The sequence below is a fragment of the Cohnella fermenti genome (assembly GCF_004801405.1).
In the GTDB taxonomy this organism is placed as follows: Bacteria; Bacillota; Bacilli; order Paenibacillales; family Paenibacillaceae; genus Cohnella; species Cohnella fermenti.
Window position 1 is genome coordinate 1 of the sequence record NZ_SSOB01000019.1, and the last position, 11,528, is coordinate 11,528.

The following is an 11,528-nucleotide window of genomic DNA, read 5'->3' on the forward strand; positions in this document are numbered from 1 at the left end:
CCCAGTGGCCTCTTTCATCGAACAAAATTCGCTTGAGAATATTCGGCTCCATGTTTCAAATGTACCAAACAACAAAGAGAACGTGAAGACCCACTCCACACCCGAAAAGTTATAAATTCTATTATGTTAAAAAAAGACCGCCGTCGTCACGGCAGTCTCGTGTTGCGATCTTATGCGGCAGTGTGTGCGGATGATGAGAATGGTTCGGGAGGGGAGTTCAGGCTCGGCCAAGCCGCTCCGCCAGATCTCCCTTGGCGTGACGCTCCATATAGGAATCGAAGTTCAGGAAGGACTTCAGCTCCTCGTACTCCTTCCGCGTGTCGGGCCTCGGGGGCTGCCCGCTTCGCAAAGCGCGGATCAGCAAGTTCTTGGGCGTATTCTCCAGGTCGATGAATTCGAGCATCTGCACCTTGTAGCCGGCCAGCTCCAGAAGCTGGGCCCGGACGGCGTCGGTAACGAGCGCCGCGAACCGTTCCTTGAGGATGCCGTGCTTCAGCAGCGGCTTCAGAGCCGGCTGACTGAGCTGGCCGAACAGCTCGTGCTGGCAGCACGGGACGGACAGGATAATCTCCGCCTCCCAGGCGATCGCCTGCAGCAGCGCCGCGTCGGTGGCCGTATCGCAGGCGTGCAGGGTGACGACCATGTCCACCTTCTCCGACTCGCTGTACTTGGAGATGTCCCCGACGGCGAACGTCAGCCGTTCCCAGCCGAGCCGCTTCGCGAGGCCGGAGCACGTCTCGATTACGTCCGCCTTCAGATCGAGGCCGAAGATGCGTACATCCCGCTTCTCCTTGATCGCCAGCAGATGATAGAGAGCGAACGTCAGGTACGACTTGCCGCAGCCGAAGTCGACGATCCGCAGCTCGCGTCCGTGCGGCAATTGGTCCAGCGTATCGGACACCATCTCAAGGAAGCGGTTGATCTGCCGGAACTTGTCGTACTTCGCCTTCACGACGCGTCCTTCCGGAGTCATGACGCCGAGCTCGACCAGGAACGGCACCGGCTCCCCTTCCGGTAGCACATAAGCTTTGGCCTTGTTGTGGGCCGGAGGCTCGGCCGCGTTCGCCGGCTTGGCGGTCGGAGCGGCGCGAAGCAGCGCCGGCTTCCCCTTCTTGCTGACGAGCACCTGGACGTCCGCCTCGGCTGTCTTGAACAGCGCCTGGCGGAACTCGGCTTCCAGCATTCGCGCGATCTCCCGCGCCGCTTCGTCCGGCGTCAGATTGCTGTGAAGCGCCTTGGGGCCGACGAGCTTCTCGAACTGGTAGCGCAAGCCGCTCTTCAGCTTCACGGGGCGCACCGTCACCTTGCGGGCGGCCTCGTCCCCCTTGCTGCGCGGCTGGCTGAGCGTCGCCTGGAGCAGCTTCTCCCCGGCAACCGTCTCCTCAAGGAATGTATCGAGTTCGGATAATTCAAGATTCATGATACCGTCTCTCCTGCCAACAATCTCCACTGCTCCTTGCCTTCCGCAAGCTCCTCCCGCGAGAGGCCGCCTTCCTCCAGCTCGGCGTCTTCGAGCCGTTCGAGACGCTCGTAGAAGGCCATGCCCGCCTCGAAGCGGACTCCGCCTCCGTCATGCAGCTCGTAGAGCAAGTCCTCGGCGTCCGCAAGCCTCCGCTCCCGCTCGTACCATAGCCAGAGAGCGTGCTTCGTCTCCGGCATTCTCTCGTAGGGCTCCGTCCGTTCGATCAATTGCGCCGACCGCCGCTCCAGCTCGAAGCCCTTGATCGGGCCGCTCTCCCGCAGCACGTACAGCATCAGCCGCAGCGCCTTCTCGTAGCGGGGCAGGCTGTCGTGCACGCTTCCCTGCCCTTCGAGAATCTCGCCTTCCTCCTGGAGGAAAATCGCCACCATAGCGACCGACTCCATGTTCGGAAGCCCCCCCACGCTCAGCATCTGCAGCAGATCCTCGTCGGAGAGGCCGAGCGCAAGCTTCGTCCGGAGCCGCAGCTCCTTGTTCAGGAACTCGTCGATGAGCGCGAGCGCCTCGTCGTTCCTCTTCTGCTCCTTGAGGCCCATGAGCTGCCCCATCATCTGCGTCATCTGCGTAATCATCCGCATCAAGTAGTCGCGACTATACATGACGGGACTTCTCCCTCGCATCGAGAGATCGATCGACGAATTCGATGATGGTCTGGGCGAAGGCAAGCGGCTTCTCCAGCATGCCCATATGTCCGGAATGCGCCAGCGTAATCGGCGTCAGAAGCGGCCCGCTCGCCGGGAAGCGCTTCTCCGGGGCGATCACGGCGTCGGCTTCTCCCGCAAGCAGCAGCACATGCACCTGCGTCTCCTGCAGCACATGCAGGCGGTCCGGCCGCTCCTTCATGCCGAGAGCTCCGCCGATTGCCCCTTCCGGCGACGTGCCGTAGCCGATGCTCTTCGCCAGCTTGAGCTTGTCCGGCATCGACGTGCGGTGCTCGGGAGCGAACAGCTTCGGAATCAGGTCGTCGATGTGCCCCTTGACCCCTTCTTCCGCCACCCGCTTCGCCGCCTTGTCCCTTCCCGCCTTGCCCGCCTCGTCGTCCGGGAACGTCGTGGAATGAAGAAGGCCGAAGCCGAGCAGCCGGTCCGGTTGCTTCTCCGCGAAGGCAAGCGCGGTATAGCCGCCCATCGAATGCCCCAGCACGAACGCTTGCCCGATCCCGAGCGCATCCAGCAGTCCGATGATATCTTCCGCAAGCAATTCCATCGGGTAGGCCCCTTCCGTCGCTCCTGATTCCCCATGTCCCCGGCAGTCCGGCGCGATGACGCGGAAGCGCCAGGCCAACAGCGGGATCACTTCGTCGAAGTAATGCTTGTCCCCGCAATACCCGTGAAGCAGCACGACCGGAATTCCCGTCCCTTCCTCGAGATAGGAGATTCGCAGTCCGTCCGCGCCAGTAATCGTCGGCATCGATTCACGTCCCTTCGAATAGTAGTTCTGATGCTCTAAGCAGTTCTTAAGTAGTTCTATTGTAGCGAATCGCCTTCCACGAATTCAAATGGACGTCCTTGCCCCACGCCGCGGCCGCCGCGTTCGCGATCTCCTCCGCCATCGTCAGCACCCGGTAGAGGGAGGTCGTCTGCAGCGTCCAATACGGCTTCGGGCCAACGGCGTTCACCACCGCCGCGACGCTGTAGGCGCCGACGGGCGGGAAGCTTCCGCCGACCGAGCGGGCCGGCTGCAGCGGCCCTTCGGCGAGCAGGCAACGCCCGACGTTCTCCGGGCGCCCGAGGCAGGCGTCGATCGCGACGACCGGCTCGCCGGCCGTCAGCGAAGCGATCTCTGCGGGCAGGCGATCCGCGTCGCACGGCGCTTCAAGGGTGCCGTGCACGCGGCCGAAGCCTCTCTCCCGCAGCATCGTGCCGACCCACGGTCCGAGGCTGTCGCCGGTCGACCGGTCGGTGCCGATGCAGAGGAAGCGGATCGCGTCCGGCCCGTGCAGGGAAGCGATCCGGGCGAAGAACGCCTCGAGCGCCGCTTGATCGTCCGTTCGCCGGGGATCGGAGTAGTAGGCATTGGGCATCGGGTCAGCACTCTCCATTCCAATTAGGTCTGTCGCCACAATCAGGCCGAAGCCCCGCGGCGGGAGACCACTCGCTTGGACATGCGGCACATAAAATAAAAATGAGATGTTCTCGAACGGAGGAATTAGCCGCATGGGATGCTGGATCGGCCGGATCATTATCGTTCGCAACGAGGGCACGGTTATTTTCGGCAACGCCGAGATGATCGGCGGAAGAGAAGACGACTCCGAAGAAGACAGCTCGGAGGAAGACACCGGGCAGCCCGCGGCTGAAGACCCGGGGGAAGGCGCGTCCGAGGGGACCTCTTCGGCATCGTCCTCCTCCTCCTCCTCCTCCTCCTCCTCAGCAGCAGCCGCGAAGAGCATCGGAAGCGCCGGCCGCGGGAGACGCCGGCGCGGCGGCAGGAAGACTCGTCCTCGCGGCTCTTCCCGCCGATAAACGTTCTGGCTTCCTCTACCATATCAAAAGTCGCTCCATCCGCCAACTTCCGTTCCCGGAACGAATGCCCGGGGCGCACGTTCACCGCTGCGGCCAATCATGTTCACTGCGGCGGCTAATATGGTACAATGGGCATCATTAAGCGTTTTAAGCGAGAGGAAGATGACTCATGGATCTATTGAAGCCGTCCCAGGAGAACGTCGAGTTCATGATAGAGGGAATCAAGACGAAGCTGCGCATGGCATCCGCCGCCGCGATGCAAGCCTCGAGCTTCCATGTCGACAAGTACGAGGACATCAAGGACATCTACGACATGGTGAGCTCCAAGGACAAGTTCAGCATCAGCGAGGTCGAAGCGCTCGTCTCGGAGCTGGGCAAGCTGCGAGGCTAAAGGTAAAACACTTATGTCTCTTCTTCCTCTGACTCAGGAATCTCCCTTCCCGGACCGCGCCCCCGCTTCGGCTCATCTCTATCCTGATCGAACGGGAGAAGAGACCTAATGCCGGAAAAGGGGTATGGTGCCGGTCCCGACAGCATGGTTGGAGGCAAGGTATCTTCTCTTCTTCTCTTCTTCCGGAGGCAATCCGAACAAAGAACGTACAAGCAGCAAGAGGCAGTTGCTTCCGCGCATTCCTGCGCGAGAGCAACTGCCTCTGTTCCTTCATGAGGCCGGACGACGGCCTCAACGACCTCTACGGCTCTCAACCGCCGAAGCCGACCGCCGCCAGGAAGCGCCCGAAGGCGGCCCGGCCGGCTTCGCCCGCCTTGTACACGCCCGCATCCGCGAGCACGACGCCGAACTTGTCGCCGACCGCCGCGCGAAGCAGCTCCGCCGCGGCGTCCGCGCCAAGCGCCGTGCCATGCGCGGAGACAAGCTCCGCGATCCACGGCGCGTGCTTCGCGAGCGGATGGTCCGCCTGCGCCAGCGCGCCGGCGTCATACGGCGCCGCTCCGGTCAGCAGCTCCGCGATCCGCGCAAGCTCGTCCTGAAGGCGGCCCGGCAGCACCGCGAGGCCCATGACCTCGATGAGGCCGATGTTCTCCTTCTTGATGTGGTGCAGTTCCTTATGCGGGTGGAAGATGCCGTCCGGATGCTCCTCGCTCGTGCGATTGTTGCGCAGCACAAGATCGAGCTCGTACTCGCCGGCATCCGTCATGCGCGCGATCGGCGTGATCGTGTTGTGCGGCGTCTCGCCCGTGAAGGCCGCGACCTCCGCCGCCGGATCGCTGTACCCGCGCCAGGCGTCCAGAATCGAGCCGCTGACGCGAAGCAGCGCGGCGCGGTCGGCGGAGCGCAGGCGGATCACCGACAACGGCCACTTCACGATGCCGGCGGTCACCGCCGCTTCCGAAGCGTGCGCCTGCCAGCGGTCGACGCCGGCCTTCTCCATCGGGAACACATGGCGCCCGCCCTGGAAGTGGTCGTGGTTCAGAATCGAGCCGCCGACGATCGGCAGGTCCGCGTTCGAGCCGACGAAGTAGTGCGGGAAGCTCTCCACGAAGTCGAGCAGCCGCGCGAACGTCTCGGCCGAGATCCTCATCGGCACGTGCTCGCCGCACAGAATGATGCTGTGCTCGTTGTAGTACACGTAAGGCGAGTATTGGAAGAACCATTCCGCGCCTTGAAGCCCCACCGGGAGCACGCGGATGTTCTGGCGCGCCGGATGGTCGACGCGGCCCGCATAGCCGACGTTCTCCTTGCACAGCAGGCACTTCGGGTAGCTGGCCTGCGGCAGCGTCTTGAGCAGCGCGATCTCCTTCGGGTCCTTCTCCGGCTTGGACAGGTTGACCGTGATCTCGAGCTCCCCGTACTCCGTCGCATGGCGCCAATAGCCGTTCTTGCGGATGCGGTCCATGCGGATGTAGTTGGAGTCGATGCTCAGCTTGTAGAACCAGTCCGTCGCCGCCTTGACGCCCTGCTCCGCCGCAATCCGGCGGAACTCGGCGTTCGTCTCCGAAGGGCGCGGCATGAGCAGCCCCATGATGCGCGCGTCGAACAGATCGCGGTACGTCGTCGTGTTGTCGGGAATGAGGCCAAGCTCGAAGGCCGCGTCGAGCAGCGGCTCGAGCAGCGGCATCGGGCCCTCGGTCCGAACGCCTGCCGCTTCTCCCGCGCCTCCGTCTCCATTGCCGTCAGCGCCTTCCGCCGGCTCGCTCAGCTTAAACAGGTCGAGCAGCGAGTTGATCGCGTACTCCTCGTCAAGCGGCCCGATCAGGCCGTTCTCCAGCGCGAAGTCGACCAGTCTGACGATTCCCGCGTACACGACTGCCGGGTCGGACGCCTTCCCGCTACTCGCCGCACTCTGCGTATTCGTGGTTGCGTTCATGATGGATAAGCCTCCGTCCTAATTCTCGTAACCGTTCGGATGGCTGACGTGCCAGCCCCAGGCGCTTGCGATGATGTCCTTGAGCTGCGCCCGGCGAGGATTCCATCCGAGCTCGCTTCTTGCGCGGTCCGAGGAGGCGACGAGCACGGCAGGGTCGCCCGCCCGGCGAGGCTCGACGCGCACCGGAATCGCATGGCCGGTCACTTCCCTGGCCAGGTCGACCACTTGCTTGACCGAGAAGCCGGAACCGGTGCCGAGGTTGTAGATCGCGCTGTCGCCGCCCTTGCGCAGCCGCTCGAGCGCAAGCACGTGCGCGTCGGCCAGGTCGCTGACGTGAATGTAGTCGCGCAGGCACGTTCCGTCCTCCGTCGGATAATCGTCGCCGAACACCGAGATGAACTCGCGCTGGCCGAGCGCCACCTGCAGCACCAGCGGAATGAGATGCGTCTCGGGCTTGTGATCCTCCCCGATTGTGCCGCTCTCGTGTGCGCCCGCCGCATTAAAGTAACGAAGAGACGTGTACTTGACTCCGTGCGCGTGATCGAACCACCGGATCATTTTCTCCATGGCGAGCTTCGTCTCTCCATAGGCGTTCGTCGGCAGCGTGCGGTCGTACTCGTCAATCGGCACCTTCTCCGGTTCGCCGTAGGTCGCGGCCGTCGAGGAGAAAATAATCCGCTTCACCCCCGCCTTCTGCATCGCTTCCAGCAAGATGAGCGTTCCGTAGACGTTGTTGTGGTAGTACTTGCCCGGATTCTGCATGCTCTCGCCGACGAGGGAATTCGCCGCGAAGTGGATGACGCCGTCGATGTCGTTCTCCGCGAACACCTTGTCCAGGAACGCTTCGTCCCGCAGGTCCCCTTCGTAGAACTTGCCGCCGAGCAGCGCGTCCTTATGCCCCTGATACAGATTGTCGACAACGACAACCTCTTCGCCCTTCTCGAGCAGGGCCGCTACCGCATGGGAACCGACGTAGCCCGCTCCTCCCGTTACCAATACCGCCATGTTACGCCTCCTCCTTCCATTCGCTGACGCCGTCGCCGATGTCGCACACATAGAAATCCGCCGTCAGCCCCGTAGCCGCCTTGTACTTCTCGCCGACCTCGGAGATGAACCGTTCCACCGAATCCTGATGTACGAGCGACACCGTGCAGCCGCCGAAGCCCGCGCCCGTCATGCGGGAGCCGAGCACTCCCGGCACCTGCCGAGCGGCATCGACCATCGCGTCCAGCTCCGCTCCCGTCACTTCGTACAGATCGCGCAGCGAGTCGTGCGAGCCGTTCATGAGCTGCCCGAACTTGGCGAGATCATTGGCTGTCAGCGCCGTGATCGAGCGGCCGACGCGGTCGATCTCTTCCACCACGTGGCGGGCGCGGCGGCGCACCGTCTCGTCCTTGATCAGCGCTTCGTTCGCTTCGAACTGCTCGAGCGACAGTTGGCCGAGCAGCGTCAGCTCCGGGAAAGCCGCCTTGAGGTCCTCCACCGCCTTCGCGCATTGCTCGCGGCGTTCGTTGTACTTGGAATCGACCAGGCCGCGACGCTTGTTCGTGTTGCCGATAACGAGCTTGCAGTCGCCCGATTGGAACGGCACGAGCTCATACTTCAGCGTGTCGCAATCCAAGTGAATCGCATGGTCCTTCTTGCCGTTCGCCACCGCGAACTGGTCCATGATGCCGCACTTCACGCCGACGAACTCATTCTCGACGTGCTGCGACCAGAGAGCGATCTGCACCGTGTCGGTCGGCTGCCCTTCCAGCGTCAGCAGCGCGAACATCGTCACGACTTCGATCGAGGCCGACGAGGAGAGGCCGGCTCCGTTCGGGATCTCCCCGTGGTACAGCAGGTCGTAGCCGCTCGAGAGACGGATGCCCTGCTGCTCCAGCTCCCAGACGACGCCCTTCGGATAGTTCGTCCAGTCGTCCTCTTCGCTGTAAGCCAGGCCATCGACCGGCATTGTCCGCACAAGCTCGAAGTTCGTGGAAGCCAGTCCGAGCCGGCGGTCTTCTCTCGGGCGGATGAGCAGCGTCGTGCCGAACGTCAGGGCGGCCGGGAACACCGCTCCGCCGTTGTAGTCGGTATGCTCGCCGATGAGGTTGACGCGTCCCGGCGCATGGAAGACGCGCAGGCCTTCCTCGCCGCCGCCGAAGCGGGTGATGAACTGCTGGGTCAATTGCGGAATGTTCGGCATGATATCGGATACTCTCCTTATATGGGAAGCTTGGTTTTGGTAGTTTCAGTATAACGGATAGACCCGGATTCGGAAAATGGCGGGATGTGCGATTCGTATGGACAAAAGTGACTTTCTGTTGCGGGACGGCGGTGGAGACGTGGTACAATGGGAGCAGATGAGATTCGGTGTCGATATCGCCCGATCCGGAGGTGCAGCCTGTTGAGCCAGCGAATACCGCCCCCCAGCTATCAAGTCGTCTCGCATCCGATCGGCTCCGATCGGATCGCACCCAATCCAACCGCATCCAATCCAACCGTATCCAATCCGACAGTACCCAGTCCGGCCGCATCCAATCCGGTTGCCTCCGTTCCGGGGCGGCGGGACGAGCCGCTGTCCGTCCTGTTCGCCGGCGAGAGCCAGACGAGACCCGAGCACAAGGTCGGGCCCAAGGTCGTCGATTATTACCTGCTTCACCATGTGATCTCCGGACGCGGCGTCTTCGTCAGCGGCGAGCGGCGGGACGAGCTCGGAGCCGGGCAGAGCTTCCTCATTCATCCGGGCCGCCTCGTCAGCTACGAATCCGACCGGGACGAGCCTTGGCGCTATCGCTGGCTGGCGTTCTCCGGCCCGCTCGCGGACGAGCTCGTGCGGCAGGCGGGCCTGCCTCCCGAAGCTCCGGTAGCGGACACCGGCGCAAGCCCGGCGCCTTCGGCCTGCTTCGAAGCGATCTTCGAAGCGTTCCGGCTGAAGCGCGGCTCCGCCTCCCTGTTCGCCGCCGGCCAGCTCCACCTGCTGCTCGCGGAGCTGAAGGAAGCGCAGGCGGAGGAACGTCCCGCGCCGCTTCGCCCGGAATCGCACGGCGAGGAGCTCGTCCGGCGGGTGATCGGCTACCTGTCCACCCAGTATCCCGAAGCGGTGACGATCGAGTCGATGTCCGAGTCGCTCGGGTACAACCGGGCTTATTTATCCCGGGTGTTCAAGCGGCATACGGGACTGACGCCGATCGCCTTCCTGACGCGGACGCGCATCGACCACGGCCGCCGCCTGCTGCGCGAGCGGCCGGAGCTTACCGTCGAGCAGATCGCCTCCTCCGTCGGCTATCCGGATGCCCTCTACTTCTCGAAGCAATTCCGCAAGCGCTGCGGCGAGACGCCGACCGAGTACCGGGCGGCGGTCTCGATACCGGGCCCGAAGACATAGACGCTTAAGCGGCATGAAGCTCCCCCTCCCCTTAATAGACTAGAGCATAAGCTTCCGGCGAAAAAAAAGGAGTTGGAGCGGCATGGGACAGGTTCAGTGGGCAATCGAATCCGTTACGATCGAGAGGTTGCCGAGCGAGGTATACGACTATGCGAGCAACCCGGCGAACTTCGCCGAGTGGGCCGTCTCCTTCTGCCGGTCCGTGCGGCAGAGCGGCGGGCAGTGGCGCATCGAGACGCCGGAGGGAGAGCTGGCGCTTCGCTTCGCGGAGCCGAATCCGTACGGCATTCTGGATCATTATGTCCGCGGGGAAGTCGGACCGGAGCGGCCAAGCCACGCCCGCGTCGTCTCCTCCGGCGCGGGAAGCCGGGTCATCTTCACGGTGTTCCGGGCCGTCGACCCGCGCGATCGCGTCTATGCGCTCGACTGCCGCGATGTGAAGGCGGACCTTCTCGCTCTGAAGCGGGCGCTGGAGCGGTGACGGGCGCGATGACGGGTACCGCCGTTGCCGCGAGCGGGCGTCGGCACCCTTGCGCAGGCCCAAATGTCGGTTTTTCCAACATTCGGCGGGGCGTCGCACCTTCGCACAGGCCCAAATGTCGGTTTTTCCGACATTCGGCGGGGCGTCGCACCTTCACACAGGCTCAAATGTCGATTTTTCCGACATTCAGCGGGACATCGCACCCTTGCGCAGACCCGAATGTCGGTTTTTCCGACATTCGGCGGGACATCACACCCTTGCGCAGACCCAAATGTCGGTTTTTCCGACATTCGGCGGCGGAGGCGATTATTAACATTCACGCGCACCAGGAGGACAACGACAACGATGAACTGGACGACACTTCACGACGAGCTTAAGCTTCTCGACCTGCGCTGCTGCCTTATCCGCGTTCGCGGCGAGCCCGTCTTCGAGCATGAACGCGAGACCGGCGCTTCGGCGGCGGTCGCCAACATTCACTCCGTGACCAAAAGCTTCCTGTCCGCGCTCGTCTGCATCGCGATGGACCGCGGGCTGCTGCCGGGACCGGACGCTCTCGCTTCGGCGTTCTTCCCTCGGCTTGCCCAGGACGAGGATGAGCGCAAACGCCGCATCACGCTGGAGCAGTTGCTCACGATGTCGGCCGGCTTCGAATGGACCGAGTTCGGCGGCCGCCATTCGTTCCGCCGAATGACCGCTTCGCCGGACTGGACCGCCTTCGTGCTGGATCTCCCGCTGATGGACAAGCCGGGCACGCGCATGACATACAACTCCGGCATCTCGCAGCTATTGTCCGCGCTCCTCGCCGAAGCGGCCGGGATGTCCGTCGCCCGCTTCGCGGAACGGCACCTGTTCGGCCCGCTCGGCATCGAATCGTACGAGTGGGAAACCGACCCGCAGGGCGTGCACACCGGAGGCTTCGGGCTTCATCTGCGCGCCGACGATCTCTTGAAGCTTGGCGAGCTCTACTTGCAGCGCGGGCGTTGGGACGGACGGCAGCTTGTCTCCGCGGAGCTTGCGCAGCGGTCCGTCCGCCCGGCGCTGCGCTCGCGGGACCATCGCGAAGGGTGGTACGCTTGGCACTGGTGGAGCGACCGGTACACGGAGGATAGCCGCGTCGATGCCGCCTCCGCTTCCGGCGCGGCCGCCGGCATGGACTGCTTCTTCGCCCGCGGCTACGGCGGCCAATTCATCTACGTCGCGCCGGAGCGGGACGCCGTCGTTGTGCTGACGAACGACAGCCGCAAAAAGGACAAAATGCCGACGGACGTCTTCCGCCGCCATATCGCCCCCCGGCTGCTGACGCTTGCCTGACCTCGGCCGCGCCCTTGGCGCGGCCAAGGCCCCCCGCTGCTTCCTCGCTGTCCCTCTTTACATCCGCTCCGCTTTTTCCGATAATACACCTGCATGA

12 protein-coding genes are annotated in these 11,528 nt (G+C 63.6%); 5 read left to right on the forward strand and 7 right to left on the reverse strand.

The features are described 5' to 3' along the window. Positions 1 to 217: 217 nt before the first annotated feature. Genes E6C55_RS15935 through yyaC form a run of 4 tightly spaced genes read right to left on the reverse strand, consistent with a single transcriptional unit; the run spans position 218 to position 3,503 of the window. Positions 218 to 1,420, reverse strand: coding sequence for a class I SAM-dependent methyltransferase (locus tag E6C55_RS15935; protein ID WP_136370805.1), 1,203 nt, complete (start codon positions 1,418 to 1,420; stop codon positions 218 to 220). After that, a complete protein-coding gene (locus E6C55_RS15940) occupies positions 1,417 to 2,079 on the reverse strand; it encodes a DUF6483 family protein (protein ID WP_136370806.1) in 663 nt (220 codons plus the stop codon). Before E6C55_RS15940 ends, E6C55_RS15935 begins: the two co-directional genes overlap by 4 nt. Further along, complete coding sequence (locus E6C55_RS15945) at positions 2,072 to 2,890, reverse strand: alpha/beta fold hydrolase (protein ID WP_136370807.1); 819 nt, start codon at positions 2,888 to 2,890, stop codon at positions 2,072 to 2,074. Before E6C55_RS15945 ends, E6C55_RS15940 begins: the two co-directional genes overlap by 8 nt. Before the next feature lie 46 nt (positions 2,891 to 2,936). Then, positions 2,937 to 3,503 carry a spore protease YyaC gene (gene yyaC / locus E6C55_RS15950; RefSeq protein WP_136370808.1) on the reverse strand — a complete coding sequence of 189 codons (567 nt, stop codon included), beginning with the start codon at positions 3,501 to 3,503 and terminating at the stop codon, positions 2,937 to 2,939. A 133-nt stretch (positions 3,504 to 3,636) separates the two neighbouring features. On the opposite strand from yyaC, the gene E6C55_RS15955 reads away from it, so the two are divergent. Together E6C55_RS15955 and E6C55_RS15960 are read left to right on the forward strand one after the other, a co-directional pair. After that, complete coding sequence (locus tag E6C55_RS15955; protein ID WP_136370809.1) at positions 3,637 to 3,942, forward strand: hypothetical protein; 306 nt, start codon at positions 3,637 to 3,639, stop codon at positions 3,940 to 3,942. 169 nt (positions 3,943 to 4,111) lie between these two features. Beyond that, complete coding sequence (locus E6C55_RS15960) at positions 4,112 to 4,333, forward strand: DUF1128 domain-containing protein (protein WP_136370810.1); 222 nt, start codon at positions 4,112 to 4,114, stop codon at positions 4,331 to 4,333. Between the two features lie 310 nt (positions 4,334 to 4,643). Here the strand turns inward: E6C55_RS15960 and E6C55_RS15965 are convergent, their stop codons facing one another. Genes E6C55_RS15965 through E6C55_RS15975 form a run of 3 tightly spaced genes read right to left on the reverse strand, consistent with a single transcriptional unit; the run spans position 4,644 to position 8,457 of the window. After that, entirely contained in the window at positions 4,644 to 6,269 is a 1,626-nt protein-coding gene (locus E6C55_RS15965) for a UDP-glucose--hexose-1-phosphate uridylyltransferase (protein WP_136370811.1), read from the reverse strand. An 18-nt stretch (positions 6,270 to 6,287) separates the two neighbouring features. Continuing rightward, entirely contained in the window at positions 6,288 to 7,274 is a 987-nt protein-coding gene (gene galE / locus E6C55_RS15970) for a UDP-glucose 4-epimerase GalE (RefSeq protein ID WP_136370812.1), read from the reverse strand. 1 nt (position 7,275) lies between these two features. Beyond that, the gene (locus tag E6C55_RS15975; protein WP_136370813.1) at positions 7,276 to 8,457 is read right to left on the reverse strand and encodes a galactokinase; all 1,182 of its coding nucleotides are present in this window, start codon (positions 8,455 to 8,457) and stop codon (positions 7,276 to 7,278) included. A 201-nt stretch (positions 8,458 to 8,658) separates the two neighbouring features. On the opposite strand from E6C55_RS15975, the gene E6C55_RS15980 reads away from it, so the two are divergent. The 3 genes from E6C55_RS15980 to E6C55_RS15990 all read left to right on the forward strand — a co-directional run bounded on the left by E6C55_RS15980 (position 8,659) and on the right by E6C55_RS15990 (position 11,431). After that, complete coding sequence (locus E6C55_RS15980; protein WP_230986708.1) at positions 8,659 to 9,639, forward strand: AraC family transcriptional regulator; 981 nt, start codon at positions 8,659 to 8,661, stop codon at positions 9,637 to 9,639. Positions 9,640 to 9,721: 82 nt separating this feature from the next. Next, positions 9,722 to 10,120, forward strand: a complete 399-nt coding sequence (locus E6C55_RS15985; RefSeq protein ID WP_136370815.1) for an SRPBCC family protein — start codon at positions 9,722 to 9,724, stop codon at positions 10,118 to 10,120. A gap of 345 nt (positions 10,121 to 10,465) precedes the next feature. Continuing rightward, positions 10,466 to 11,431: a serine hydrolase domain-containing protein gene (locus E6C55_RS15990; protein WP_136370816.1), complete on the forward strand. Its 966-nt coding sequence runs from the start codon at positions 10,466 to 10,468 to the stop codon at positions 11,429 to 11,431. The last annotated feature ends 97 nt before the right edge of the window (positions 11,432 to 11,528 follow it).

What these genes read in the sequence shown, in the direction of transcription:
- E6C55_RS15935 (WP_136370805.1), bottom strand. Translation starts at nt 1,420, where the DNA reads ATGAATCTTGAATTATCCGAACTCGATACATTCCTTGAGGAGACGGTT.
- E6C55_RS15940 (WP_136370806.1), bottom strand. Translation starts at nt 2,079, where the DNA reads ATGTATAGTCGCGACTACTTGATGCGGATGATTACGCAGATGACGCAG.
- E6C55_RS15945 (WP_136370807.1), bottom strand. Translation starts at nt 2,890, where the DNA reads ATGCCGACGATTACTGGCGCGGACGGACTGCGAATCTCCTATCTCGAG.
- yyaC (WP_136370808.1), bottom strand. Translation starts at nt 3,503, where the DNA reads ATGCCCAATGCCTACTACTCCGATCCCCGGCGAACGGACGATCAAGCG.
- E6C55_RS15955 (WP_136370809.1), top strand. Translation starts at nt 3,637, where the DNA reads ATGGGATGCTGGATCGGCCGGATCATTATCGTTCGCAACGAGGGCACG.
- E6C55_RS15960 (WP_136370810.1), top strand. Translation starts at nt 4,112, where the DNA reads ATGGATCTATTGAAGCCGTCCCAGGAGAACGTCGAGTTCATGATAGAG.
- E6C55_RS15965 (WP_136370811.1), bottom strand. Translation starts at nt 6,269, where the DNA reads ATGAACGCAACCACGAATACGCAGAGTGCGGCGAGTAGCGGGAAGGCG.
- galE (WP_136370812.1), bottom strand. Translation starts at nt 7,274, where the DNA reads ATGGCGGTATTGGTAACGGGAGGAGCGGGCTACGTCGGTTCCCATGCG.
- E6C55_RS15975 (WP_136370813.1), bottom strand. Translation starts at nt 8,457, where the DNA reads ATGCCGAACATTCCGCAATTGACCCAGCAGTTCATCACCCGCTTCGGC.
- E6C55_RS15985 (WP_136370815.1), top strand. Translation starts at nt 9,722, where the DNA reads ATGGGACAGGTTCAGTGGGCAATCGAATCCGTTACGATCGAGAGGTTG.
- E6C55_RS15990 (WP_136370816.1), top strand. Translation starts at nt 10,466, where the DNA reads ATGAACTGGACGACACTTCACGACGAGCTTAAGCTTCTCGACCTGCGC.